28 protein-coding genes and 1 rRNA gene are annotated in these 24,731 nt (G+C 71.3%); 19 read left to right on the top strand and 10 right to left on the bottom strand.

Going from position 1 to position 24,731, the window contains the following annotated elements:
- Positions 1-4 precede the first annotated feature (4 nt).
- Positions 5-451, bottom strand: a complete 447-nt coding sequence (locus ACLBYB_RS16210; RefSeq protein WP_020092505.1) for a DUF2948 family protein — start codon at positions 449-451, stop codon at positions 5-7.
- Positions 452-640: 189 nt separating this feature from the next.
- On the opposite strand from ACLBYB_RS16210, the gene ACLBYB_RS16205 reads away from it, so the two are divergent.
- Positions 641-1,036: a hypothetical protein gene (locus ACLBYB_RS16205; protein WP_447699387.1), complete on the top strand. Its 396-nt coding sequence runs from the start codon at positions 641-643 to the stop codon at positions 1,034-1,036.
- Positions 1,037-1,084: 48 nt separating this feature from the next.
- Here the strand turns inward: ACLBYB_RS16205 and murA are convergent, their stop codons facing one another.
- Positions 1,085-2,374 (bottom strand): UDP-N-acetylglucosamine 1-carboxyvinyltransferase, encoded by a 1,290-nt coding sequence (murA, locus tag ACLBYB_RS16200; RefSeq protein ID WP_020092503.1) that lies wholly within the window; start codon positions 2,372-2,374, stop codon positions 1,085-1,087.
- An 86-nt stretch (positions 2,375-2,460) separates the two neighbouring features.
- Entirely contained in the window at positions 2,461-2,640 is a 180-nt protein-coding gene (locus tag ACLBYB_RS16195) for a hypothetical protein (RefSeq protein WP_081636463.1), read from the bottom strand.
- A 347-nt stretch (positions 2,641-2,987) separates the two neighbouring features.
- Between ACLBYB_RS16195 and hemA the strand changes: the two genes are divergently transcribed.
- From hemA to ACLBYB_RS16155, 8 genes are all read left to right on the top strand, one after another.
- The gene (hemA, locus tag ACLBYB_RS16190) at positions 2,988-4,256 is read left to right on the top strand and encodes a 5-aminolevulinate synthase (RefSeq protein ID WP_026604818.1); all 1,269 of its coding nucleotides are present in this window, start codon (positions 2,988-2,990) and stop codon (positions 4,254-4,256) included.
- A 280-nt stretch (positions 4,257-4,536) separates the two neighbouring features.
- Positions 4,537-5,334 carry an inositol monophosphatase family protein gene (locus ACLBYB_RS16185; RefSeq protein WP_026604817.1) on the top strand — a complete coding sequence of 266 codons (798 nt, stop codon included), beginning with the start codon at positions 4,537-4,539 and terminating at the stop codon, positions 5,332-5,334.
- Positions 5,335-5,404: 70 nt separating this feature from the next.
- Positions 5,405-5,950: an adenine phosphoribosyltransferase gene (locus tag ACLBYB_RS16180; RefSeq protein ID WP_012320444.1), complete on the top strand. Its 546-nt coding sequence runs from the start codon at positions 5,405-5,407 to the stop codon at positions 5,948-5,950.
- 168 nt (positions 5,951-6,118) lie between these two features.
- The gene (rpmH, locus tag ACLBYB_RS16175; protein WP_007558110.1) at positions 6,119-6,253 is read left to right on the top strand and encodes a 50S ribosomal protein L34; all 135 of its coding nucleotides are present in this window, start codon (positions 6,119-6,121) and stop codon (positions 6,251-6,253) included.
- A 79-nt stretch (positions 6,254-6,332) separates the two neighbouring features.
- Positions 6,333-6,953 carry a ribonuclease P protein component gene (rnpA, locus tag ACLBYB_RS16170; RefSeq protein ID WP_447699386.1) on the top strand — a complete coding sequence of 207 codons (621 nt, stop codon included), beginning with the start codon at positions 6,333-6,335 and terminating at the stop codon, positions 6,951-6,953.
- On the top strand, positions 6,943-8,793 hold the full coding sequence (gene yidC / locus ACLBYB_RS16165; protein WP_020092499.1) for a membrane protein insertase YidC: 1,851 nt from the start codon (positions 6,943-6,945) through the stop codon (positions 8,791-8,793). The genes rnpA and yidC overlap by 11 nt, the downstream gene beginning before the upstream one ends.
- 13 nt (positions 8,794-8,806) lie before the next feature.
- Positions 8,807-9,460, top strand: coding sequence for a ribosome biogenesis GTP-binding protein YihA/YsxC (yihA, locus tag ACLBYB_RS16160; RefSeq protein WP_056526930.1), 654 nt, complete (start codon positions 8,807-8,809; stop codon positions 9,458-9,460).
- Positions 9,457-9,840, top strand: a complete 384-nt coding sequence (locus tag ACLBYB_RS16155; RefSeq protein ID WP_132367235.1) for a DUF423 domain-containing protein — start codon at positions 9,457-9,459, stop codon at positions 9,838-9,840. The genes yihA and ACLBYB_RS16155 overlap by 4 nt, the downstream gene beginning before the upstream one ends.
- Before the next feature lie 66 nt (positions 9,841-9,906).
- On the opposite strand, the gene ACLBYB_RS16150 is transcribed toward ACLBYB_RS16155, so the two are convergent.
- Both ACLBYB_RS16150 and ACLBYB_RS16145 read right to left on the bottom strand, forming a co-directional pair.
- Positions 9,907-10,581, bottom strand: a complete 675-nt coding sequence (locus ACLBYB_RS16150) for a metallophosphoesterase family protein (protein WP_447699385.1) — start codon at positions 10,579-10,581, stop codon at positions 9,907-9,909.
- A gap of 53 nt (positions 10,582-10,634) precedes the next feature.
- Complete coding sequence (locus ACLBYB_RS16145) at positions 10,635-11,798, bottom strand: mandelate racemase/muconate lactonizing enzyme family protein (RefSeq protein WP_091926260.1); 1,164 nt, start codon at positions 11,796-11,798, stop codon at positions 10,635-10,637.
- A 119-nt stretch (positions 11,799-11,917) separates the two neighbouring features.
- Here ACLBYB_RS16145 and ACLBYB_RS16140 point away from each other — a divergent pair, with 119 nt between their 5' ends.
- A complete protein-coding gene (locus ACLBYB_RS16140) occupies positions 11,918-12,832 on the top strand; it encodes a LysR family transcriptional regulator (protein WP_447699384.1) in 915 nt (304 codons plus the stop codon).
- Here ACLBYB_RS16140 and ACLBYB_RS16135 read toward each other — a convergent pair.
- Positions 12,808-13,455 carry an RraA family protein gene (locus tag ACLBYB_RS16135; RefSeq protein ID WP_020092493.1) on the bottom strand — a complete coding sequence of 216 codons (648 nt, stop codon included), beginning with the start codon at positions 13,453-13,455 and terminating at the stop codon, positions 12,808-12,810. The two genes, ACLBYB_RS16140 and ACLBYB_RS16135, sit on opposite strands and share 25 nt — an antisense overlap.
- A gap of 112 nt (positions 13,456-13,567) precedes the next feature.
- Positions 13,568-14,062: a pilus assembly protein N-terminal domain-containing protein gene (locus ACLBYB_RS16130; protein ID WP_056526947.1), complete on the bottom strand. Its 495-nt coding sequence runs from the start codon at positions 14,060-14,062 to the stop codon at positions 13,568-13,570.
- Between the two features lie 298 nt (positions 14,063-14,360).
- On the opposite strand from ACLBYB_RS16130, the gene ACLBYB_RS16125 reads away from it, so the two are divergent.
- The 3 genes from ACLBYB_RS16125 to ACLBYB_RS16115 all read left to right on the top strand — a co-directional run bounded on the left by ACLBYB_RS16125 (position 14,361) and on the right by ACLBYB_RS16115 (position 16,085).
- On the top strand, positions 14,361-14,525 hold the full coding sequence (locus tag ACLBYB_RS16125; protein ID WP_012320434.1) for a Flp family type IVb pilin: 165 nt from the start codon (positions 14,361-14,363) through the stop codon (positions 14,523-14,525).
- A 207-nt stretch (positions 14,526-14,732) separates the two neighbouring features.
- Positions 14,733-15,284 carry an A24 family peptidase gene (locus ACLBYB_RS16120; protein WP_042669679.1) on the top strand — a complete coding sequence of 184 codons (552 nt, stop codon included), beginning with the start codon at positions 14,733-14,735 and terminating at the stop codon, positions 15,282-15,284.
- Positions 15,285-15,350: 66 nt separating this feature from the next.
- Positions 15,351-16,085, top strand: a complete 735-nt coding sequence (locus tag ACLBYB_RS16115; RefSeq protein WP_447699383.1) for a M48 family metallopeptidase — start codon at positions 15,351-15,353, stop codon at positions 16,083-16,085.
- Between the two features lie 29 nt (positions 16,086-16,114).
- On the opposite strand, the gene ACLBYB_RS16110 is transcribed toward ACLBYB_RS16115, so the two are convergent.
- Positions 16,115-16,489, bottom strand: a complete 375-nt coding sequence (locus tag ACLBYB_RS16110; protein ID WP_020092489.1) for a hypothetical protein — start codon at positions 16,487-16,489, stop codon at positions 16,115-16,117.
- Positions 16,490-16,675: 186 nt separating this feature from the next.
- Here ACLBYB_RS16110 and ACLBYB_RS16105 point away from each other — a divergent pair, with 186 nt between their 5' ends.
- The 4 genes from ACLBYB_RS16105 to ACLBYB_RS16090 are packed head-to-tail and all read left to right on the top strand — an operon-like array spanning position 16,676 to position 21,576.
- Positions 16,676-17,209, top strand: a complete 534-nt coding sequence (locus ACLBYB_RS16105) for an invasion associated locus B family protein (protein ID WP_012320430.1) — start codon at positions 16,676-16,678, stop codon at positions 17,207-17,209.
- Between the two features lie 23 nt (positions 17,210-17,232).
- Positions 17,233-17,910, top strand: a complete 678-nt coding sequence (locus ACLBYB_RS16100; RefSeq protein ID WP_447699382.1) for a hypothetical protein — start codon at positions 17,233-17,235, stop codon at positions 17,908-17,910.
- Entirely contained in the window at positions 17,822-19,945 is a 2,124-nt protein-coding gene (locus ACLBYB_RS16095; protein ID WP_447699381.1) for a glycosyltransferase family 2 protein, read from the top strand. Before ACLBYB_RS16100 ends, ACLBYB_RS16095 begins: the two co-directional genes overlap by 89 nt.
- A complete protein-coding gene (locus tag ACLBYB_RS16090) occupies positions 19,942-21,576 on the top strand; it encodes a glycosyltransferase (RefSeq protein ID WP_447699380.1) in 1,635 nt (544 codons plus the stop codon). The genes ACLBYB_RS16095 and ACLBYB_RS16090 overlap by 4 nt, the downstream gene beginning before the upstream one ends.
- Before the next feature lie 6 nt (positions 21,577-21,582).
- Here the strand turns inward: ACLBYB_RS16090 and purC are convergent, their stop codons facing one another.
- Both purC and nth read right to left on the bottom strand, forming a co-directional pair.
- Positions 21,583-22,377 carry a phosphoribosylaminoimidazolesuccinocarboxamide synthase gene (gene purC / locus ACLBYB_RS16085; RefSeq protein ID WP_010684691.1) on the bottom strand — a complete coding sequence of 265 codons (795 nt, stop codon included), beginning with the start codon at positions 22,375-22,377 and terminating at the stop codon, positions 21,583-21,585.
- Positions 22,378-22,618: 241 nt separating this feature from the next.
- A complete protein-coding gene (gene nth, locus ACLBYB_RS16080) occupies positions 22,619-23,299 on the bottom strand; it encodes an endonuclease III (protein ID WP_091683567.1) in 681 nt (226 codons plus the stop codon).
- 239 nt (positions 23,300-23,538) lie between these two features.
- On the opposite strand from nth, the gene ACLBYB_RS16075 reads away from it, so the two are divergent.
- Together ACLBYB_RS16075 and ACLBYB_RS16070 are read left to right on the top strand one after the other, a co-directional pair.
- Positions 23,539-24,060, top strand: coding sequence for a DUF2244 domain-containing protein (locus ACLBYB_RS16075; protein ID WP_091683563.1), 522 nt, complete (start codon positions 23,539-23,541; stop codon positions 24,058-24,060).
- Positions 24,061-24,531: 471 nt separating this feature from the next.
- Positions 24,532-24,731 (top strand): 16S ribosomal RNA (locus tag ACLBYB_RS16070); the annotation flags it as partial.

Here is a 24,731-nt window from a genome sequence, read left to right as displayed (position 1 = left end):
CGCGTCAGGCCGCCGAGCCGGCGGCCGTATCGGTGTCGATGTCGTGCCCGGGACGGTTCGCCGATTCCCAGACCGGGCCGAGATCCTTCATCCGGACCTCGATGCACTCGACCTCCAGCCGTAGGGCCGCGCCGCCGGAGAAGACGAGGTCGATGTGCCCGGAGGGCGCGTCCGTCGGCTCGAAGGTGAGGGCGAGCAGGCTCATCGGCGTCGCGTCGTCCGGCTTCAGGCCGCGGCTCTTCACGCCCAGCACGCGCTCGATGTGCAGGCCGGCGAGGCGCCGGCGCGGCGGGGCGCTCGGCGTCCAGTCGAAGCGGCGCACCGCCATGAGGAAGCGGTGCTCGCCGGCGAGGAAGGTCAGGTCCTGCGGTCGCAGGATCGCGTCCTGCAGGTGGGCCGAGATCACGGTCAGGTCCTCGGTGTCGAGGGCGGCGAGCCTGAGCAGCTCCATGCAGAGGGTCCTCGGGGAATACGGGGCGCGGGTCGGGCGGCGAGGGCCGGTCCGCGGCACGGCGTAGGTAGCGGCGCGGCCCCGTTCGGGCAACGGCTGGTCTGGGGATCGCGATCCCGGCCGGGGCACAGGCTCGGGCCAGCGTCGCCGTTTAGACGCGCCGGCGGTCGAGCCGGGGCAGGGTCTCATATGGCGGCACTCACCGAGCGCGCGGTTGTGGCGGTGCTGACCGTCGGGCTGCAGGCGGCCGGACCCGCCGTCGCGCAGGTCGGTCCGGACGCGCGGCCCTACATCTACGGTCGTCCGGCGCCGGATCGGGATCTCTACGCACCGCCGCCGCCCGGCGGGCGTCCGCCGCCTCCGCCCGCGGATGACGGGTATGGCTGGCGTCCGCCCCCGCCGCCAGTCGACGATGCGTACGACAGGCGCGGCTCGCGCTGGCGCGGCGACTTCGAGCGCCGGTGGGACGACAGCGTCTGCGTGACGGCCCGCGGCACGTGCAGGGTGCGCCCGGGGCCTCCCGACGCGCCCTGCGGCTGCGAGATCCCCGGCTTCGGCTACAGGCGCGGGCAGATCGAGGACTGAGCCTCGGGCGCTGCCGCGCGCCGGCCGGCTCGGACCGAGCGCTGCCGCTCAGGCCCGGACGCGCTCGATCTGCGCGCCGCACCGGCCGAGCTTGGCCTCCAGCGCCTCGAACCCGCGGTCGAGATGGTAGACCCGGTTGATCTGGGTCTCGCCCTCGGCGGCGAGGCCCGCGATCACCAGGGAGACCGAGGCGCGCAGGTCGGTCGCCATCACGGGGGCGCCCTTCAGCCGGTCCACGCCCTCGACGATGGCGAGGTCGCCCTCCAGGCGGATCTTCGCGCCGAGGCGGGCCAGCTCCTGCACGTGCATGAACCGGTTCTCGAAGATGGTCTCGCGGATATGCGACTGGCCCTTCGCCAGCGTCATCAGCGCCATGAACTGCGCCTGGAGATCCGTGGGGAAGCCCGGGAACGGGTCGGTGGTGACGTCGACCGCCGCGATGCCGGCGCCGTTGCGGCGCACGCGGATCCCGCCCTCGACCTGCGTGATCTCCGCGCCCGTGGTCGTCAGGACGTCGAGGGCCGAGTGGAGCAGGTCGGCCCGGGTATCCTTGAGCACGACGTCGCCGCCGGCCATCGCCACCGCCATGGCGTAGGTGCCGGTCTCGATCCGGTCGGGCAGGACCTCGTGGCGGGCGCCGTTCAGGCGGGCCACGCCCTCGATCTCGATGCGCGGCGTGCCGGCGCCGCGGATCTTGGCGCCCATCTTGTTCAGGCACTCCGCGAGGTCGACCACCTCCGGCTCGCGGGCGGCGTTCTCGATCACCGTGGTCCCGTAGGCCAGGGCGGCGGCCATCAGCGCCACGTGCGTGCCGCCCACGGTCACCTTCGGGAAGGCGAACTCGGCGCCGCGCAGGCCGTTCTTGGTCCTGGCGACGACGTAACCGGCGTCGATCTCGATCTCGGCCCCGAGCTTCTCCAGCGCCATGATCAGCAGGTCTACCGGCCGGGTGCCGATGGCGCAGCCGCCGGGCAGCGAGACCTTGGCCTCGCCGAACCGGGCGAGCAGCGGCGCGATCACCCAGAAGCTCGCCCGCATGGTCGAGACCAGTTCGTAGGGCGCCGTGGTGTCGATGACGTTCGAGGCGGTGAGCCGGATCGTCTGGCCCGTCTCGGTGGTCTGACCGGGGCGCTTGCCCACGACCATGTGGTCCACGCCGTGGTTGCCGAGGATCCGCGTCAGCGCGGCGATGTCGGCGAGCCGCGGCACGTTGATCAGCTCCAGCGTCTCGCCGGTGAGCAGGCTCGCGATCATCAGCGGCAGCGCCGCGTTCTTGGCGCCCGAGATCGGGATCACGCCGTTGAGCGGCGCGCCGCCGGTGATGTGGATGCGGTCCATCGTGTGTCCTCGGGCGGCGCACCCCCGAGGGCGCGCGGCCGGCCGTGCTGATCGCGGGCGCGGCAGCGCCCAGGCTTGGCCGTGCCCTATAGACCGGATTTGTCGGAATCAGGACCGTTTCCATCCGATTCCCGCGCGCAGGACTGATCCGCGCCCGGAGAAGGTCTTCCTTCGGCCCGCCCGCGGCCCTGCGCCTTGCGGCGGCGCAGGTTCTGGCGCAGCGCGGCCTTGAGGCGCTCCGCGCGCTCGTCCCTGGAATCCGTCACGGCGCGACCCTTGGTCGCCGCAAGGTCGGGGCCGGGCGGTCCACGCCGGACGAGCCGTCTGCGGTCGGAGACATGAGCTGTTGCAGGGGGCGGGAGCCAAGTTCGGGTCGGAAGATCGTGCCGGACGCTAGCGGGTTCACGCGGGCCTCTCAACGGATGCAACGCTGCGATGTCGGAACCTTACCTTGAACCAGTTCCAGATCCGCGCGTATCTTGCGGCCCTCACGCGAAGGACTGGACCGAGGCCGGACCTCGATCGCGGGCCTGAGACGCCGCTCACGCGGCGTCGCCCGCGCGGCCGAACACGCGAAGGACGCTCGATGACCGTCACCCGGATGCCCAGCACGATGCTCGCCCAAGCGGGATCGACGCGCGCCGGATCCGGCTACGAGCGCTACTTCCGCGGGGCCCTGGATCAGCTGCACGGGGAACGGCGGTACCGGGTGTTCGCCGACATCGAGCGGATCTCGGGGCGTTTCCCGACCGCCAAGTGGCGCCAGCCGGACGGCAAGACCACCGAGATCACCGTGTGGTGCTCCAACGACTATCTCGGCATGGGCCAGCACAAGGAGGTGGTCGCCGCCATGACCGAGACCGCCGCCCGTTGCGGCGTCGGCGCCGGCGGCACCCGCAACATCGCCGGCAACACCTCGCCGCTGGTCGACCTGGAGCGCGAGCTCGCCGACCTGCACGGCAAGGAGGCCGGCCTCGTCTTCACCTCCGGCTACGTCTCGAACCAGGCCGGCATCTCGACCATCGCCAAGCTGATCCCCGACTGCCTGATTCTGTCGGACGCCTTCAACCACAACTCGATGATCGAGGGTGTGCGCCATTCCGGGTGCGCCAAGACGATCTTCCGCCACAACGACCTCGCCCACCTCGAGGAACTGCTGCGGCAGGCCGGCGACCGGCCCAAGCTGATCGTGTTCGAGTCGGTCTACTCGATGGACGGCGACGTGGCGCCGATCGGCGCGATCTGCGACCTGGCCGAGCGCTACGGCGCGATGACCTACCTCGACGAGGTCCACGCCGTCGGCCTGTACGGCCCGCGCGGCGGCGGCATCGCCGAGCGCGACGGCGTCATGCACCGGGTCGACGTGATCGAGGGGACGCTGGCTAAGGGCTTCGGCTGCGTGGGCGGCTACATCACCGCCTCGGCGGCGATCTGCGACGCGGTGCGCAGCTTCGCGCCGGGCTTCATCTTCACGACGGCGCTGCCGCCGGCGGTGGCGGCGGCGGCGCGGGCTTCGGTGCGCTACCTGAAGCGCTCGAGCGCGGAGCGCGAGGCGCACCAGCGTCAGGCGGCGGCCACGAAGGCGGCGCTGAGCGCGGCGGGGCTTCCGGTCCTGGAGACCGAGACGCACATCGTGCCGGTGATGGTCGGCGATGCCGAGCTGTGCAAGGCGGCGGCGGACCATCTCCTGGAGCACCACGCGATCTACATTCAGCCGATCAACTACCCGACGGTGCCGCGCGGGACCGAGCGGCTACGGATCACGCCGTCGCCGTTCCACGACGCGGCGCATATCGAGCGCCTCGCCGCGGCGCTGGGCGAGACCTGGCAGGCCCTGGACCTGCCCCGCGCCGGCACTGTCTTCGTCGAGGCCGCGGAGTAGGATCCGCGCCGCCGTCCCGGCCGGGCCGTGTTGCGGGCGCCCGTCTTTGCGAGCGGAGCGAAGCAACCCAGGGATGCCACATCCGCGGCCGGCCTGCTGCCCTGGATTCCTTCGCTCCGCTCGCAAAGACGGGTGCGGCGGTATGCTGAGGCCGGCCTGACCGCGCCGGCTTCGCGCTGAGGCAGCGGCCCGCAGCGCTTCCATGTCCCGTCCCCATCTCGTCTTTTCCGGCGCCGACCTGTAACGACGGCGCCAATCCTCATCCGCGAAAAGTCCGCCTATGATCTCCTCACCCCTCATGACCGTCATGGTCGATGCCGTGCGCAAGGCCGCGCGCGGCCTGCGCCGCGACTACGGCGAGGTCGAGAACCTGCAGGTCTCGCGCAAGGGTCCGGGCGACTTCGTCTCCGCGGCCGACCGCAAGGCCGAGGAGGTGCTGCGCGACGCCCTGATGAAGGCGCGTCCGGGCTACAGCCTCGTGCTCGAGGAGAACGGGATCATCGAGGGGACCGACAAGAGCCACACCTGGCACATCGATCCCCTCGACGGCACGTCGAACTTCCTGCACGGCGTGCCGCATTTCGCGGTCTCGGTCGGTCTCGAGCGCGAGGGCCAGATCGTGGCCGGCGTGATCTTCGACCCGATCAAGGACGAGCTGTTCGTCGCCGAGCGCGGCAAGGGCGCCTATCTCAACAACCGGCGCCTGCGCGTCTCCGGCCGCCAGGACATGGCGGACGCGCTGGTGGGCTACGGCACGCCCTATCTCGGTCGCGGCAGCCACCCGCGCCTCTTGCGCGAGCTCGGCGCCGTGATGGCGGTGGCCGGCGGGACCCGCCGGATGGGCTCGGCGGCCCTCGACATGGCCTACGTGGCCTGCGGCCGCCTCGACGCCTACTGGGAGCGCGACCTCCAGACCTACGACTTCGCCGCCGGCGTGATCCTGGTGCGCGAGGCGGGCGGCTTCGTGACCTCGGCGGACGGCGCGGCCGAGCCGCTGGCGCCCCGGTCGGTGGCCTGCGGCAACGAGGGGCTTCACCGGGACCTCGTCGCTATCCTCAAGAAGGTCCAGGCGGCCTGAGCCGCCACCGACTGGTCAGGCCGTCGGGCTTCTGCTTTAAGCCCGCGGTTCCCCACGGAAGGCCGAACGCATGGAAGCCCGCCGCCACGTCGCGCTGAAGGAATCGGTCCGCTCGATTCCCGATTACCCGAAGCCGGGGATCATCTTCCGCGACATCACCACGCTGCTGAGCGACCCGCGCGCCTTCCGGCGGGCGGTGGACGCCCTGGTGCATCCCTACGCCGGCGGACAGATCCACCAGGTGGCCGGCATCGAGGCCCGGGGCTTCATCCTCGGCGGGGCCATCGCCCACCAGCTCTCCTGCGGCTTCGTGCCGATCCGCAAGAAGGGCAAGCTGCCTCACAAGACTGTCTCGATGGCCTACGCCCTCGAGTACGGGACCGACGAGATCGAGATCCACGTCGACGCCGTACGGCCCGGCGACAAGGTGCTGCTGGTCGACGACTTGATCGCCACCGGCGGCACCGCGATCGCCGCCGTGAACCTGCTCCAGAAGATCGGCGCCGAGATCGTGGCCGCCTGCTTCGTCATCGACCTGCCCGAGATCGGCGGCGCGCAGCGCCTGCGCGACCTGGGCGTCGAGGTGCGCACCCTCATGCAGTTCGAGGGTCATTGAGCCCCGCGAAACGTTGACTTCGCGGGGCTCATCCGCCATAAGCCCGCCACTCGCGACGTGGCGCCCCGCATGGGCGCCCTTCGTGTTTGCAGACAACCAGGACGCGTGAAGGTCGGGTGCAGCAATAGCTGCCCGCGAGCGCGCCTCGACCTTTGAAGGCTCTGAGCCATGAAGAGAACCTACCAGCCGAGCAAGCTCGTCCGTAAGCGCCGTCACGGTTTCCGTGCGCGCATGGCCACCGCCGGCGGCCGCAAGGTCATCGCGCGCCGTCGCGCCCATGGCCGCAAGCGCCTGTCGGCCTGAGGCCTGATCCTCGCCGGCGCGGACGCTCCGACGCATCCGCGCCACGAGGCAAGTGGTATCGGCCGGGATCGAACCATCGATGGCGACGATCGAGCGGCTCAAGAAACGACCCGACTTCCTGGCGGCGGCCGAGGGGCGTCGCTTCCACACCGAGCGTATGACCGCGCAGGGGCGTCTTCGGAACCCGGACGTTTGCCCCGGCCTCCGTCTCGGCTTCACCATCACGAAGCGTGTCGGCCACGCGACGGAGCGCAATCGCATCCGCCGCCGACTCCGCGCTGCCGTGGGGTTGGTCGCGTCCGATCTGCCGAGCGAGTTCGCGGGCCTTCCAGCCGACATCGTGCTGATCGCCCGCCGCCCCGCCCTCGAAGCCTCCTTCGAGGCCCTCGCCGAGGATCTGCGCCGCGCGATTCCCGCGGTGACCCGCGCGGCCGCGCCCCGCGGGGACAGGTCACCCGGCCGATCCGGCGGTCGGCGCGCCAAGCCGGCCCCTGACACGGCCACTTCTCAGTCGTCCTCTCTCCCGCACGAAGCCGGCCGCGCCTCCGCGCAGGCGGCCCCACCCGGCGGTGCCGACATCGGCCCGTCGCAGGGGTGCGACAGAGATCCCCGAATCACAGGCGCGCGCAGGTCCCCCGTGGCCGGCGACGTTCCTGTTGCCACTCCGAACGCGTGCGGCGGTGTCCCTGATGGGCAATGACAAGACGAACATGTTCGTGGCCATCGGCCTGTCGCTGCTGGTGCTGCTCGGGTGGCAGTACTTCGTGGCCGGCCCGCGCATGGAGCAGCAGCGCCAGATCGAGGCGCAGAACAAGGCCGCGCAGCAGCAGCCCCCGGGCGTGACCCCGGACGGCGTGCCCTCGCCGTCCCCGAAGGAGGGTGGCCCGGCGGCCCCCGCGCCCGGCACGCTGCCGACCGCCCAGGGCGGCCCGGTCTCCCGCGAGGCGGCGCTGGCCCGCTCGCCGCGCGTCCGGATCGAGACCCCGGCGCTCTCCGGCTCGATCGCCCTGAAGGGCGGCCGCGTCGACGACGTCTCGCTCAGGAACTACCACGAGACCATCGACCCCAAGAGCCCCGAGATCGTGCTGTTCTCGCCGGCCGGGACCGAGACGCCCTACTACGCCGAGTTCGGCTGGGTCGGCGCCAATGCCGGTCCGTTGCCGACCAACGACACCCTCTGGACCAGCGACGGCAAGACGCTTTCGCCCGGCATGCCCGTGACCCTGACCTGGGACAACGGCGCCGGCCTCGTCTTCAAGCGGATCATCGCGGTCGACGACAAGTACATGTTCACGATCCGCGACGAGGTCGAGAACAAGGGCTCGGGCGCCATCACGCTCTACCCGTACAGCCTCGTCTCCCGCTGGGGTAAGCCGCACACCCAGGGCTACTACGTCCTGCACGAGGGCATGATCGGCTATCTCGGCAACGACGGCCTGCAGGAATTCACCTACGACAAGCTCGCCAAGGAGGGCGCCTACGGCGGTGCCAACACCAAGGGCAAGGCCTGGAGCGGCGTGACCGGCGGCTTCGTCGGCATCACCGACAAGTACTGGGCGGCGGCCGCGATCCCCGATCAGGACGCGCCCTATACCGGCGCCTTCACCGACCGGACCGACGGTGCCACCAACGTCTACCAGGCCAGCGTGCGCGGCGACGCCGTGAATCTCGCGGCGGGCGCCTCGGCGACCGCGACGCAGCGGCTGTTCGCCGGCGCCAAGGAAGTCAACGTCATCAACAACTACGAGAAGGACCTCGGCATCAAGCACTTCGATCTGATGATCGATTGGGGCTGGTTCTTCTTCATCACCAAGCCGATGTTCCGGGCGCTGGATTTCTTCTACCACCTGTTCGGCAATTTCGGCGTCTCGATCCTGGTGGTGACCTTCTGCCTGAAGCTGCTGTTCCTGCCGATCGCGAACCGGTCCTACGTCTCCATGGCCAAGATGAAGGCCGTGCAGCCGGAGATGGCCGCCATCCGCGAGCGGTACAAGGACGACCGCATGAAGCAGCAGCAGGCCACGATGGAGCTGTACAAGAAGGAGAAGATCAATCCGGTCGCCGGCTGCTGGCCGGTGCTGATCCAGATTCCGGTCTTCTTCGCGCTCTACAAGGTCCTGTTCATCACCATCGAGATGCGCCACGCGCCGTTCTTCGGCTGGATCCGCGACCTCGCGGCGCCGGATCCGACGAGCATCGTGAACCTGTTCGGCCTGCTGCCGTTCCCGGCACCCGACTTCGTGCACCTGGGCGTCTGGCCGATCATCATGGGCATCACGATGTTCGTGCAGATGAAGATGAATCCCGCGCCGCCGGACCCGGTCCAGGCGCAGATCTTCACCTTCATGCCGATCGTGTTCACCTTCATGCTGGGCTCGTTCCCCGCCGGCCTCGTGATCTACTGGGCCTGGAACAACACCCTGTCGGTGATCCAGCAATACGTCATCATGCGCCGTAACGGCGTGAAGGTGGAGCTGTGGGACAACCTCCGCACCACGTTCAAGCGCGGCGGCACCAAGGCGGCCGCCACCAAGAGCTGACGGGCGAGACGCCGTGAGCGAGACAAACGACGACGCGGCCGACCTCCTCGAGGCCGGCCGCCTTCTCTTCGCCGGCCCGGCCGACTTCTACGCGGCCGCCCAGATCCTCGACCGGCTGCCGCCCATGGAGGGCGTCGAGATCGCCTTCGCGGGGCGCTCGAATGTCGGCAAGTCGAGCCTGATCAACGCGCTCACCGGGCGCAACACCCTGGCGCGGACCTCGCACACGCCGGGGCGGACGCAGCAGCTCAACTTCTTCCGGATCGGCGAGCGCCTGTCGCTGGTCGACATGCCCGGCTACGGCTACGCCGCCGTCGAGAAGGCCAAGGTCGAGGCGTGGACCCGGCTGATTCACGCCTACCTCAAGGGCCGCGCCAACCTCGCCCGGGTGTTCATGCTGATCGACGCCCGGCACGGCTTCAAGTCGATCGACACCGACGTCCTCGACGGCCTCGACAAGGCCGCGGTGAGCTATCAGGTCGTGCTGACGAAGGGCGATTCCCTCAAGAAGGGCGAGGTCGCGAGCCGCATCGCCGGGATCGAGGCGGGGCTCGCCAAGCGGCCGGCCGCCTACCCGCAGGTGATCCTCACCTCGAGCCGGGACGATTCCGGCGTGCCGGATCTGCGCGCGGCCATCGCCAAGCTCCTGGCGGAGCGCGGCGCGTGAGACTCGCGGGTGTCGACCGCGCGCTCGCGGCGCTCGCCGCCCTGGCCGGGCTGCTCGGCGTCGCGCTGAGCGCCGCCGCGGCGCACATCCCCGGGGCGGACTCGCTGAAGACGGCGGCGCAGTTCCTGCTGTTCCACGCCCCCGCCATCCTGGCGCTGGTCGGTCTCGGGGCCGCGGGCCTCGTCCGGGCCGGTCTCGCGCGCGTCGCGGCCGGGCTGCTGGTCGCCGGCCTGATCCTGTTCTGCGGCGACCTCTCGGTGCGCGCGTGGCTTCAGCACGCGCTCTTCCCGATGGCGGCGCCCACCGGCGGCTTCGCCCTGATGGGCGGCTGGCTCGCCGGGATCCTCTGCGCGCTGGTGCCCGCGCGACGCGGGGTCTGACAGGTCCGGCCGGCGGCCCGCGGGCCAGCGTCTTCGCTCCGCTCGCGATGACGGCGCCGTCGCGCCCTAAGCTGCTCTCACCTGCAGGAACTCCAGGGCCGGCCCCTGCGCGTCCGAGAAGATCCCGGCGGTGAGCGCGCCGCCGTAGACGGCCGCGGTGTCGAGGTTGGTGCGGAACCGGCGAACCTCCGGCCGCCCGCTCCGTTGCGGCGTGTGGCCGTGGACCACGTGCCGTCCGAAATCGTGGTCGCCCTCGAGGAACGGCTCGCGGATCCAGAGGCGATCGTGCGCGTCCGAGCCGAGGGCGTCCGCGCCGGGCCGCAGGCCGGCATGCACGTACCAGTGGGCGCCGTCACCGTGCAGCGTCGGGAGCGCCTCGATCCAGTCGAGGGTGTCCCGGGGCAGGCCGGCGGGATCCCGCGCGCCGAACGAATCGAGCGTCGCCTCGCCGCCGTTGTACATCCAGTGCGCGGCCGCGCTCTCCGTCTGGAGTGCGTCGAGCAGCATCCGCTCGTGATTGCCCATCAGGCAGACGACGCGCTCGGGCTCGGCCCAGTTCAGGCGGCTCACGGTGCGGAGCACCGCGGCGCTGTCCGGGCCGCGGTCGATGTAGTCCCCGAGGAAGACTAGCCGGTGGGGACGGTCATCCGCGTGGTCGGCGATCCGCTCCAGCAGCGCGTCGAGGAGGGCGGCGCAGCCGTGGACGTCGCCGATCGCGTAGGTGAGGGGGCCGGAATCCATGCGCCATCGTCCAACGCGGTGGCGCGTTCCGCAAGGCCGCCCGGGTCGGCGCGCTACGCCGCGAGGGCGCGCATCTCCGCGATGAGGTCCGACTTGCCCTCGAAGCCGATGCCCGGCAGGTCCGGCATGGTGATGTGACCGTCCTCGACCCGCACCCCGTCGGGGAAGCCGCCGTAGGGCTGGAACAGGTCCGGGTAGCTCTCGTTGCCGCCGAGGCCCAGCCCGGCCGCGATGTTGAGCGACATCTGGTGCCCGCCATGCGGGATGCAGCGGGCGGGCGACCAGCCGAACTCGGCCAGCACGTCGAGGGTGCGCAGGTACTCCACGAGCCCGTACGACAGCGCGCAGTCGAACTGCAGCCAGTCGCGGTCGGGCCGCATGTTGCCGTAGCGCAGGAGATTGCGCGCGTCCTGGTGCGAGAACAGGTTCTCGCCGGTGGCCATCGGCCCGGGATAGTAGGGCGCGAGCGCCGCCTGGAGCGCGTAGTCGAGCGGGTCGCCCGCCTCCTCGTACCAGAACAGCGGGTACTGCCGCAGCATCCGGGCGTACGCGATGGCGGTCTCGAGATCGAAGCGGCCGTTGGCGTCCACCGCGAGACGGCCCCGTCCGTCGATCTCGGCGAGCACGGCCTCGATCCGGCGCCGGTCCTCTTCGAGCGGTGCGCCGCCGATCTTCATCTTCACGACGGTGTAGCCGCGGTCGAGATAGCCGCGCATCTCGGCGCGGAGGGCGGAATCGTCCTTGCCGGGATAGTAGTAGCCGCCGGCCGCGTAGACGAAGACCCGCGGGTCGGCGGCGACGCCCTTCCGCTCGGCGAGCATCCGGAACAGTGGCTTCCCGGCGATCTTCGCCGCCGCGTCCCAGATCGCCATGTCGAGGGTGCCCACCGCCACCGAGCGCTCGCCGTGGCCGCCGGGCTTCTCGTTGCGCATCATCGCGGCCCAGACCCGGTGCGGATCGAGGTTGTCGCCCGCATCGACGAGGAGGCTGTCCCGGTCGGCCTCTAGGATCCGGTCGCGGAAGCGCTCGCGGATAAGGCCGCCCTGGCCGTAGCGGCCGTTGGAGTTGAAGCCGTAGCCGACGACACGCCGGCCGTCGCGGACCACGTCGGTGACCACCGCGACGAGGCTCGTGGTCATCTTCGAGAAGTCGATGTAGGCGTTGCGGATCGGCGATGCGATCGGCTTGGTGACCTCGCGGACGTCGACGATGCGCATGGCTCACTCTCCCCGGTGCGTCCCGGTGCCATAGCGTCGGCGGCCCCCGGTCAGCCAATGCCGTTTCCGGAGCGCGCGATGCGCGGGCGGCATCGGCCCCGTCCTGTCGGAGAGGCGCTATGGATCTGGACTGGGTGCGGGACTTCCTCGCGCTCGCCGAGCACCGGACCTTCTCGCGGGCCGCCGAGGTCCGGCACGTGACGCAGCCGGCCTTCAGCCGACGGATCCGCGCGCTCGAGGCGTGGCTCGGGACACCCCTGTTCCTGCGGAGCGCGCAAGGGACCGGCCTCACCGCCGCGGGAGTCCGCTTCCAGCCAGACGCCGAGGAGTTGATGCGGGGCTTGGATCGGGCGCGCCGTGCGGCCCGGGCCGCCGGCGGCCGAGCGGACGCGAGCCTCGCGATCGCGGCCACGCACGCGCTGTCCTTCACGTTCTTTCCCGGCTGGATCCGCCGGCACGCACCCTTCGAGACGCTGGGCGCCCTCAACCTGATCTCGGACAGCATGGCGGCCTGCGAGGCGATCCTGCTGGCCGGCGAGGTGCAACTCCTCCTATGCCACCACCGCGCGGACCTCCTCACGCCTCTGGACGATGGCCGCTGCGAGTCGATCCGCGTCGGCGCGGACAGCCTGGTGCCGCTCTGCGCACCGACGTCCGAAGGGGCGCCGCTCTGGCCCCTGAGCGGCGCGGTCCGCTACCTCGCCTACGGCGAGGCCTCGGGGCTCGGCCGGATCCTGGCGGCGAGCGGGGCGGCGGCCGGCCACGAGCCGGCCTTCACGTCGCACCTCGCGGCGACGCTGATGACCATGGCCCAGGGGGGCGACGGTGTCGCGTGGCTCCCGGTGACGCTCGCGGAGGCGGCGATGGCCCGCGGACAGCTCGTTCGGGCAGGACAGGAGGAGCTGGACGTTCCGGTGGAGATCCGGCTGTTCCGGACGCCCGAGAGCCGAGGCGGCGCGGCCGATGCCCTGTGGCGGCGCCTGCAGGCGCCCGAGGGCGCCCGGCCGGATCAGGCCTTCGCCACCCGGGCGTAGCGGCCGTCGTAGCGACCGGCCCGGATCTGCTCCAGGACCTCCGCCTCGCGGGCCGCCTGCGCCCGCACGGCGTCGAGCAGGGCGGCCGCGTCGCCGGGCGGGAACGACACGACGCCGTCGGCGTCGCCGACCACCACGTCCCCCGGGCTCACCGTCCAGCCGCCGACGCAGACCGGCACGTTGATCGCGCCGGGGCCCGTCTTGAACGGCCCCCGCGGCGTCGCGTCGCGGGCGTAGCAGGGAAAGTCCGCGCCCGCGAACGCCGCCGTGTCGCGCACGGCGCCGTCGATCACGAAGCCGGCCACGCCCCGGCTCTCCGCGATGGCCTTCATGATGTCGCCCACTAGCGCGCGGCTCGTATCGCCGGCGCCGTCGACCACGATCACGTCGCCGGGGCGGACCTCTTCCAGAGCCTGATGGATGGCCAGGTTGTCGCCGCTCCGGACGCGGACCGTGAAGGCTGTTCCCACGAGCGCCCCGCCGCGATGGAACGGGCGCAGGCCGGCCAGGACCGGCATCCGCGCCAGGCAGTCGCTGATCGTGGCCGTCGAGACATCGCGGAAGGCCGCCAGCACGGCCGGGTCGACGGCGGGCGGCGGCGGATTGCGGGTGATGGCGGACATCGGCCTCGACGTCTCCTGGCGTCAGCGCCCCCGCGGCATCGCGGCGAATCGGCGAGGGCCGGGGGATCCTGCCCCAGGCCGCGGCCGATGTCGCGATGGAACCCCGGCCCGGTCAGTGATCGGCCGCCGGGACCGTGCCCGCGCCGCCGCCGGTCGCGAGCTTGCGACGGGCATCGGCCTGACCGCTCGTGGCACCGAAGTAGCTGGCCGAGTCGCCGAGCTGCACCGACGGCTGGCAGCCCGGCGTGCAGGACAGGGATTCCCGATCGAGACCGCGCTGCACCGTGATCGTCGAGTCCCGCGACGCCTCGACCCGGATGGTCGTCTCGGCGATCATGGCGCCGCCGTTGTCGAGGGCGATCAGGTTGGTGGAGCCGAAGCTCTTGCCGGTGAGCACGAGGACGCCGTTCTTCTGCGGCGTCACCTCGGCGATGATCGGGTTCCCGACGATGACGGTCGACGTCTTCTCCGGCAGGCGGAGCACCTTGGCGTTGTCGACGAGAACGGTCACGACGGGCAGGAGATCCGGCTGGCCGGCCGCGGCCGCGGCGCCCGTCAGCAGGACGACGAGGCCGGCGCGGCCCGTGATCGACAGGGTGCGACGCATCGGGGTTCCTCAAGACGGCGGGCGGTCGAAGAGAGCCCACCCGAGGCCCGAGGCTAGCGCGGAACCCGTGAAGGAAGCGCTAAGCAAGACCAAGTCGCGGCACTGTGCCGTATCGGTGAAACCCAACCTTCACCAAACTCGCAGCGAGACAGCCTTTTAGGTCGGTGCGGGATCGATTTAACCGATTTTCAAGGCGTAATCGGCAGTCTGTGCAGGCCGCCGATCGAGACCTGAAAATTCTTCATCGGGCATCGCGCAAGTTTTATCTCGCTCTGTGTTGATCGAAGGATCACCCTCTATGAAGACCCTGTTCACGCGTTTTGCTTCGGACGAGTCCGGCGCCACCGCGATCGAGTACGGCATGATCGCGGCCCTCATCGCCGTGGCCATCATCACCGCCCTGAAGACGGTCGGCACCAGCCTGACCAGCAAGTTCAGCCAGATCTCCGGCAACCTGAACTGATCGAGACCCGTCCGATCTGCGGCAGGTTCGAGACATCCCGCCTCTCCTCGCAACCCGGAGAGAGGCGGGGGTTCCCGGCCTGCCGGGATCGCCGTTGTTCGCGGCGGCGCTCGCCGCCCGGCACATCCGAGGTCCGGACCGGCCGGCACTCCGCCGGGGCGGACCGTATTGTGTGACGCGACAGGCTGCGACGAGATGGGCGCCGAGATGGTCGGTTCAGCGACGGCAAGCCTGGGACTGGCGGGTCTGGGCCCGGCCGGTTTCGGTCTCCTGATCCTGTTTCCCTTCCTGATGGCCTACGCGGCCGCCAGCGACCTGCTCACCATGCTGATCCCGAACCGGATCTCCCTCGCCCTCGTGGCCGGGTTCGCGCTGCTGGCCCTGACGAGCTCGATGAGCTGGACCGAGATCGGCTTCCACTGCGCCGCCGGTGCGGTCGTCCTGCTCGTCACGTTCACGCTGTTCGCCTTCGGCGTCATCGGCGGCGGCGACGCGAAGCTCGCGGCCGCCACGGCCCTGTGGCTCGGCTTCGACGGCCTCGGCGACTACCTCCTGGTGGCCTCGGTGTTCGGCGGCGCCCTGACCCTGGCGATCCTGTTCGCGCGGACGCACCCGCTGCCCGGCCGGATCGCGCGCATGCCGTTCGCACTGCACCTGCACGACGCCAAGACCGGGATCCCATACGGGATCGCGCTGGCCGCCGCCGCGCTCCTCGTCCTCCCCGAGACCGACGTCTGGACCCGGGCGCTGGCCAGCTGAGGCCGCCGCGGCGATTCAGAGACGCGGGATCTGGAGCCCCGGGCCCGGCCCAGCTAGAAGTCGCGCATGCCCCTCGCGCTGCTGCGTCGCCCCGATCCCGATCATCTTGAGGTCCAGCACGAGGGGGCCAGCCTCCGCATCGCCCTCCGTCGGCGGCCGACCGCGCGCCGCATCACGCTCCGCGTGTCCGCCGCCACCGGCGAGGCCGTGATCACCCTGCCGAGCCGCACCGCCATCAACACGGCGCAGCGCTTCGCGGCGAGCCACGCGGAGTGGATCGCCGCGCGCCTGGCACGCGTGCCGACCCGCGTGCTCTTCGAGCTCGGAGCCAGTCTGCCGCTCCGCGGTGAGCCCCACCGGATCAGCCAGCGCGGCACCCGGAGCGGTCCCGTCCGCATCGAGTCCGTCGAGGGGGAGGCGGTGCTGTCGGTGTCGTGCGACGCCGCCCACGTGGCGCGCCGGGTCCGCGACTTCCTGGCCCGCGAGGCCAGGCGCGACCTGACCGAAGCGATCGAGCGCTACGCGGCGCGGCTCGGGCAGCGGCCGGTCCGGGTCACGCTGCGCGATACCCGCAGTCGCTGGGGATCCTGCACGGCCCGCGGCGAGCTGAACTTCTCGTGGCGCCTGATCCTCGCGCCGCCGATGGTGCTCGACTATCTGGTCGCCCACGAGATGGCGCATCTGCGCGAGATGAACCACTCTCCGCGCTTCTGGGCGCTGGTGCAGGCGCTCTGCCCGAACACCGACGCTGCCGAAGAGTGGCTCAAGCGCCACGGCACCGGCCTGCATCGCTACGGCTGAGCCGACCTCAGACCCGCATCAGCCCTGCCTCACCCCTTGACGCGGAGCACCCGCTGGCGCGCCACGGCATCCGCCGGCCAGCTCGGGCGGGGATCGACCTGCCCGGGGCTGAGGGTGCGCGGCGCGACGCTGTCGCAGATCTCCCGCTGGCGGATGATCACCGGGTTGCCGAACTCGTCCCGGCGGCGGACCAGGCCGCCGTCCCTGCAGTAGCCGGCGATGGCCGCCTGACCGTTGCGGCGGCCGTACGGGTTCGCCGCCACGGGCGGATGCTCGATCACCAGCGTGTCCGAGTGGTTCAGCGAGCGTTCGATGTAGGTGGTCTCTCCGACCGGCAGGGACTGGGCTCCCGCCTGCGCGAGGGTGGCCACCAGGCAGGCGGCCGAGAGAGTGAGCGGGCGCATCACGGCGTCAAAATCCGGCGCTGGAGGAGTGTTCGAACACAATCTAGGCCGCTGAAACCGTTACGGGTAGCGCCGACGCGCAACACCGCGCCCGCATCGCTTGACAGCGCGGGGCGGACCATGGTCGGAACACGCCCGATTGTACGGCTCCCGCCGGTCCTCGGCCGGAGCGTTCCGAAGGGATCGGTGGTGCCGCTTCACGCGAGGCTCGTTCGTTTCCGGCGCGCCGCGCTGCCGGTTCTCCTCGCCCTCGTCGCGGCGGCACTGGCGCCCGCCGGGCCGGCCGCGGCTCAGGGCATGGTGCGCAAGACCTTCGACGATTGGCAGCTGCGCTGCGAGACGCCGGCCGGCGCGAAGGCCGAGCAGTGCGCCCTCGTCCAGTATCTCGCCGCCGAGGACAGGCCCAACCTGACCCTCGTGGTCATCGTCCTCAAGACCGCCGACAATCGCGGCTACCTGCTGCGGGTGGTGGCGCCGCTGGGCGTTCTCCTGCCGTCCGGCCTCGGCCTGAAGATCGACCAGACGGATATCGGCCGCGCCGGCTTCGTCCGCTGCCTCACCACCGGGTGCGTGGCCGAGGTCGTGATGGATGACGGGCTGATCCGCCAGTTCAAGAACGGCACGCAGGCCACCTTCATCGTGTTCCAGACGCCCGAGGAGGGCGTCGGCATCCCGCTGTCGATGAAGGGCTTCGCGGCCGGGTTCGACAGCCTGAAATGACGGTGCCGTTCGGGAGCCGTGCGATGATCGGACATCGGAACAGGAGCCTCACGCGGTCCCCGGACATGGCCCGGCGCCGGACCGTCGCTCTCCGGCTCGGCGGCTTTGTGCTCGCCGCGTCGCTCGCCGCCCCGGCCCCGGGCCGGGCCGAGGAGGGCAACATCTTCTCCAACCTGTTCAAGTACGGCGGCACGACGGTCCCGCCGTCGCAGCCCGAAGCCCTCGACCCGGCCTATTGCCCGACGGTCGAGGTCGCCGAGGGCGGGGCCGCCTCGCGCACGCTCGCGGGCGACACGGTGCGCACCCAGTTCTCCCTCGGCCGTCTCGCCCGCGAATGCACGCGGCGTCAGGACGGCTCGATCACCGTCAAGGTGGGCGCCGAGATCAACGTCCTGCTCGGGCCGGCGGGCGCGCCGGGCCGGTTCGATGTGCCGGTGACGTTCCAGATCCGCCACGACGGCAAGACCGTCTCGAGCCGCACCGAGCGGGCCGGCGTGATCGTCGGGCCCGGAGAGGCGCAAGGCTTCGCCACGGTCGTGGCCGACGAGCTGCAGGTTCCGGCCGCCATGACGGCCGATTACGACATCGCGGTGGGTGTCGGGACCGGCAAGGGTGCGGGCGGCAAGCCCGCCGCGAAACCGCGCCGCCGCAAACCGGCTGTCGCCGCGGCGCCACCCGGCGGAGGCGACGCTGCCCAGTGACGCCGCGGCGCGCCTCGGCGATCCGACCCCGCTGATTGCCCGGACCGGCCGCGACAGGCTCTGGCTCGGCCGGAAGACCCGGTTCCGGCTGGAATCCACGGACGATCCCGTCTTCGATCGCCGCCTCGTGCTCCCGGACCATCCCGCCGGCTGGATCGTGCTGAGCTATGCCGGCGATCCGACGAATGCGCCCCGGCGCCCGATCCTCCGCGTCCTGCGAGGGCCTGACGAGACGGTCCAGGACTTCCTCCTGCCGGGGACCGCGCAGGGGCTCGCCCACTGGCTCGGGCTGATCCCCTCGGACACTCGGGAGATCCGCCTCTCTGCCGATGCCGACTTCGCCCTGGAGCGGGTCGGCGCCCGGCGCGAGGTCGAGGTGCTCGTGCAGTGCCTCCTTCGCCGGCCCTGGCGCTGCGTCTCCGCCCTCTACGAGCGCGCCCGCGGCTCGGAACGGCGCTACCGCGACATCCTGCGCGGCGCCTGCGCGGTGACCCCGATGGCCCGGTTCCCGGCCTGGGCCGCCGCCCGGACCCGGCCCGCCCGCGTCGCGCCCTCCGCCCTGCGGATCCGCTGCGTCGTTCTCGCGCGAGCCGAGGACGCGGCGGCGCTGTCGGCCACGCGCGACGCGCTGAACGCGCAGACGCACCGCCCCGACTCGATCCAGGTCGCGTGGGCGGGGACGCCGCCCGCATCGGTCGACGGGCCGCTGTCGCATCGAACCTGGGATGGGGCTTCCGGCCTCGACGAATTTTCCGGCGAGGCGGACGCCCTGTGCCTGCTGCGCCCCGGCGACGTCCCGGAGCCGGAGGCCCTGGCGCTGCTGGCCCAGGCCCTGTCGGGAGCGGACATCGCCTACGGCGACGCGGTCGGCCCCGACGGTCGCCCGCAACTGAAGCCGGACTGGAGCCCGGACCTCGCCCTGGCGACCGGCTATCCCGGGTTTCCCCTGCTCCTGTCGCGGGCGTGGCTGGCCGCGGCCATGGCGCGCCCGGTCGGCCCGATGGCCGCGCTCGCGCCGGCCATCGCGATCGCGGCGATGACCACCGCCGCGCGGGTGGCGCATGTCCCGCGGATCCTCGCCCGCAGCGCCGGAGACGGTCTCGACCCGTCGGCCCGGGCCGCGGCCCTGGACGCGCACCGGTCCCGACAGCCGCTGTTCCGCGCCGGGATCCACGACGGTGCCGTTCGCCTCGCGTGGCCCCTGCCGGATCCGGTGCCGCTGGTGAGCGTCGTCATCCCGTCGCGCGACCGCCTCGACCTGATCACCCGCGTCTGCCGCGGGGTGCTCCACGAGACAGCCTACGCGGCGATCGAGCTGATCATCGTCGACAACGGCTCCACCGATCCAGCGGTGCTCGACCACTACGCGACCCTGCGCGGCGATCCGCGCGTCCGGATCCTCATGGACCCGCAGCCCTTCAACTTCGCCGCGATGGTCAACGCCGGCGTCGCCGCGGCGTCCGGGACGATCGTCGTCCTGCTGAACAACGACGTCGCCGTGCTGGAGCCGAGCTGGCTCGAGGCCATGGTCCGGCAGGCGTGCCGACCGGAGGTCGGCGCCGTCGGGGCGAAGCTTCTCTACGGCGACGGCACGCTGCAGCATGCCGGCGTCGTCGTCGGACTCGGCGGCCGGGCCGGCCACATCCTGCGCCGCCGGCCCGGTGACACGCCGGGCCATCTCGGCCAGCTGCGGGTGGCGCACGAGGTCTCGGCGGTGACGGCCGCCTGCCTCGCCGTCGCGCGGGAGAAGTATCTGGCGGTGGGCGGCTTCGACGCCGAGGCATTCCCGGTCGACTTCAACGACGTCGATTTCTGCCTCCGCCTCGGCGCCGCCGGCTGGAAGACGGTCTGGACGCCGGCCGCGACGCTGGCCCATCTCGAATCCGTCAGCCGCGGTCCGTCCGTCGGGGCCAAGCGCGTCCGCTTCGAGCAGGAGGCCGCCCGTTTCTCCGAGCGCTGGCGGGCCGTGATCCGGCACGATCCGTTCTACCACCCCGCCCTGTCGGTCACGACGTTCGGCGAGGATCTGGAATGACGCCGCGGTCGGATGGCGCATCGGACGGCGCGTCGGGCCACGATGCCGCGACGTATCTCGGACCGTCGCGCCGCTCCTGGCGCGCGCTGGTGGGCGCGACGCGCCAACTCCTCGCGCATCCCCGGGCGGCGGCCGCGATCCTACGCGCGCGCGTGACGGGTAAGCGCCTGCGCGCCCGGCAGGCGCTCGCCGCCCTGGTCGGGATCGACCATCGGCTCGCCCTGCCGCCCGGGATCCTCGACCGCTTCCCCCCCGCGCCGGCCGGTCCGGGAGACGCGATCCGCGTGTTCGGCGACGGGGTCCTCGTCGCCGGTGCGCCCGGCCGGATCGCCGCCGCGTTCGCGCGCGAGCCCGACCTGCAGGCGCTGTACGGCGACGCCTTGGTGCAGGAGAGACCCGGCGGCGCGGTGCTGCCGCTTCTGCCGCCGGTCTTCGACGCCGACCGGCTCGCGGCCCTCGATTATCTCGGACCCGTGCTGGCCTGCCGACGCGGCGCCCTCGAGCCCGGCGACGATCCCGGCAGTCCCGCCGAGGCCGCGTTCCGCATCGCGGAGCGCTTCGGTCCCGGCGCCATCGGCCACCTGCCGGAGATCCTGTCGGTCCGGCGCGGCGCCTCGACCGCGACGCGGGGCGGCGAAACCGGGCGCGTCCCCCACCACGCGCTGGTGCGCGATCACCTCGACCGGACAGGGCGGGAGGGCGTTGGCGTGGCCGTCGGGCTCGACGGTCTCGTGCAGGTCGAGCATCCCCTGCCGGACGAGCGGCCCCTGGCGAGCCTCATCGTGCCGACCCGCGACCGCCTGGATCTCCTGCGCCCCTGCCTCGAGAGCCTCCGAGGCTGCACCGACTGGTCGTCGACCGAGATCATCGTCTGCGACAACGACAGTCGCGAGCCCGAGACGCTGGCCTACCTGCGGGCGCTGGAGGGGGAGGGGAGGGGGCACGTCGTGCCCTGGCCCGGACCGTTCAACTTCGCCGCGATGAACAACGCCGCCGCGGCCCGCGCCCGCGGCAGGCTTCTGGTCTTCGTCAACAACGACGTCGAGGCCTTCCGGCCCGACTGGCTGTCCCGCATGGCCCGGGAGGCACTGCGCCCGGATGTGGGGGCGGTCGGTGCAAAGCTCCTCGACGGCGACGGCCGGATCCAGCACGGCGGCATCGTGCTCGGCACCGGCGGCCTCGTCACCCACGGGCACCGGCACTTTCCCGGCGATGCCCCCGGCTACCTCGGGGCCCTGCGCGTCACCCACAGGGTGTCGGCGGTGACCGCCGCGTGCTTGGCCGTCGAGGCGGCGAAGTTTCGCGCGGTCGGCGGCTTCGACGAGGCGGTCTTCGCGGTCGACTTCAACGACGTCGATCTCTGCCTGCGCCTGAACGCGGCCGGCTACCGCACGCTCCTGGTCCCCGGGGCGGTCCTCCATCACCGCGAGGCGGCGAGCCGCCGCTGGACCCGAGAGGCCCGGGCCCGCCACGCGCGCGAGATCGCGGCGCTGAGAACGCGATGGGGGTCGCTGCTGGTGCAGGACCCCCATTATCACCCGGGCTTCGACCCGGAACTCTCGACCCACGCGCGGCTGCGCGCGGGGTTTCCCGAGGCCGGACCGGCGCCCCTGCGCCGGCCGGGCGCCTGACCGGGCCTACTGCACGAGGCGCGGGCCGCCGCCCTGGACCTTCTCGTTCTCCGACATGATGCCGAGCCGCTTGGCGACCTCGGTATAGGCCTCGATCAGGCCGCCGAGATCCTTGCGGAACCGGTCCTTGTCGAGCTTGTCGGAGGACTTGATATCCCAGAGCCGGCAGGAATCCGGGGAGATCTCGTCGGCGACGACGATGCGCATCATGTCGCCTTCCCAGAGACGGCCGGTCTCCATCTTGAAATCGACCAGCCGGATGCCGACGCCGAGGAAGAGGCCCGACAGGAAATCGTTGACGCGGATCGCCAGCGCCATGATGTCGTCGATCTCCTGGGGCGTCGCCCAGCCGAAGGCGGTGATGTGCTCCTCGGAGACCATCGGATCGTTCAGCGCGTCGTTCTTGTAGTAGAACTCGATGATCGAGCGCGGCAGCTGCGTGCCTTCCTCCAGGCCGAGGCGCGTCGCCAGCGACCCGGCCGCGACGTTGCGCACCACGACCTCGAGGGGGATGATCTCGACTTCGCGGATCAGCTGCTCGCGCATGTTCAACCGGCGGATGAAGTGCGTCGGCACGCCGATGTCGTTGAGGTGCTGGAAGACGAACTCCGAGATCCGGTTGTTCAGCACACCCTTGCCGTCGATGACCTCGTGCTTCTTCGCGTTGAAGGCCGTCGCGTCGTCCTTGAAGTGCTGGATGAGCGTGCCGGGCTCCGGCCCCTCGTAGAGGACCTTCGCCTTGCCCTCGTAGATGCGACGGCGGCGATTCATAGGCGTGTACCGTGGTTTGAGGAAGTCCATGGGCCGAGGCTCCTGATGCGCGACGATGGGGAGGAATCCGCGGCGCGGCGACCGGACGCGAGGTCGGGCCGCCGGACGGCCTCTGCCCGAGGGCCCCGGCGACCGGCCGCCAAACTAGCGGAAGCGGGCTTCCAGCACAACGCGTTAGCCCGCAGGGCGGGATTGCGGAGGCCGGTCGGGACGTGCCCGGGACGACCTCCGCGACCCGTCGCGCGCGCGTCTCGCGGCCGTCGTGCGGTCGTCAATCGATCGTCTTGGACGGGTAGCGGCAGAGGTCGGCGATGAGGCAGCGCGGGCATTCGGGCTTGCGCGCCTTGCAGGTGTAGCGTCCGTGGAGAATCAGCCAGTGATGGGCGTGGAGTCGGTAGGCATCCGGCACGATCGCCTCGAGCCCGGCCTGGACCTTGTCGGTCGTCGCGCCGACGAAGAGCGGGATCCGGTTCGAGACCCTGAAAATATGGGTGTCGACGGCGATCCGCGGAACCCCGAAGGCGATGTTGAGCACCACGCTCGCGGTCTTGGCACCGACCCCGGGCAGGACCTGCAGGGCCTCCAGGCTCGCCGGGACCGCGCCGCCGTGCGTTTCCACGAGGATGCGCGAGAGGGCGACGACGTTCTTCGCCTTGGTGTTGAACAGCCCGATCGTGCGCACGAAGTCGCGGACCCGGTCCTCGCCGAGCGCCAGCATCTTCTCGGGCGTGTCGGCAATCGCGAAGAGCGGGCCGGTGGCGAGGTTGACGCCGCGGTCGGTCGCCTGGGCCGACAGCACCACCGCGACGAGGAGCGTGAACGGATTGACGTAGTGGAGCTCACCCTTGGGCTCCGGCTCCGCCGCCTGGAAGCGGCGGAAGATCTCCGCGAGGGTCGCCGCGTCGACGGCCTCGGGAGCCGTGTCCACCTGCGCGGTGACGGCCGGCCCGATCGGACCCCCGAGCCGCGCGGAGACGGCGCTCTCGGATGCTCCCTTGGACGCCCGCCCGGACGCCTTCTTGGACGCCCCCTCGGGCTTGCTCCCGGAGCCGCCCTTGCCCCGCCGCGTCGGGGCTGTCCCGGATACCGTCTCGGACGCGGTCTCATGCGGTCCCGCGGCGCCGCGACCGGCGCGATCCGTCACGGGCGGGGGAGTCTTTCTGGCGGGCATCGGCGCGTTATATGGATCGCATGGCGAGCGGCAATCCTTCCGTCCACCCGTACGGGCTCGATCCGGACACGATCGACCGGCCCGTCTTCACCGCGACGATCCGGCCGCACCAGTCGTTGAGCCGTCGCGGCTTCCGGGTGGTCATGACCGGGTGCTGCGCGGTCTCGGTCGCCGTGTCGGTCTGGGCGTGGCGCATGGGCTTCTGGCCCGTGGCCGGCTTCTTCGGCCTCGACATGCTGGCGATCTACGCGGCGCTGAAGGTGAGCTTCCGGCGCGGGCGCTCCTTCGAGGAGGTGATGATCTCGCAGATCGAGATCCTGCTCGCCCGGGTCAGCCACCGCGGTGAGCGGCGGGAGTGGCGGTTCAATCCGCTCTGGACCAAGCTCGAGACGGTCGAGGACGACGAGTACGGCCTCCAGCGCCTGACCCTGGTCTCGCGCCGGCAGCAGGCGCTGGTCGCGCGCGACGCCGGGCCGGACGAGCGGGCGCGGATAGCCCATGGGCTCAGCGCGGCGCTCGCGCAGGTGAAGAAGGGATACTGACCTGACCTCGGACCTCTCTGGCCTCCTGAGAGGGCAGGGAGGCGGCGCGGCAGCGATCGCCCGGGCCGCGCGAAAAAACAGCCCGGAGATGGAACAGGGCTGTTGACGGGCAAATTCGAGGGCTCTATACCCCGGCTCATCGGCGCCGGCCGCGGAAGTGGACCGGGCGCTGAGCCATCTTCTGACAAGCGGCGGGATTGGCCGGCGGGATTGCCGGGCGGTCTTCTGTTTGCCTCTGATGAGCCTCAGGCGACTGGGGCGCTCTTTGACAAGTTGGAATGAGGAAGGGAGACGCGGGCGGCGTTTGTCCTTGCGGCTGGGTCTTAGGACCTGGCGTGAGTAGACTTGTGCCGATCTGTTGTTCTTCTTTCTGAGCTCACCGACGGGTGTTCTGGCGCTGTGAAGCGTCTGGCACTTGGTCGATGTGAGGCTCCGTCTGAGAATACACGTGATCGGCCAGATCAATCTCTTCAACGTGAGAGTTTGATCCTGGCTCAGAGCGAACGCTGGCGGCAGGCTTAACACATGCAAGTCGAGCGGGCCCTTCGGGGTCAGCGGCGGACGGGTGAGTAACGCGTGGGAACGTGCCTTCTGGTTCGGAATAACCCTGGGAAACTAGGGCTAATACCGGATACGCCCTTTTGGGGAAAGGTTTACTGCCGGAAGATCGG

It is taken from the genome of Methylobacterium sp. D54C (genome assembly GCF_053345595.1).
The sequence above is the reverse complement of the archived record's forward strand: the minus strand, read 5'-3'. Positions and strand labels throughout refer to the sequence as shown.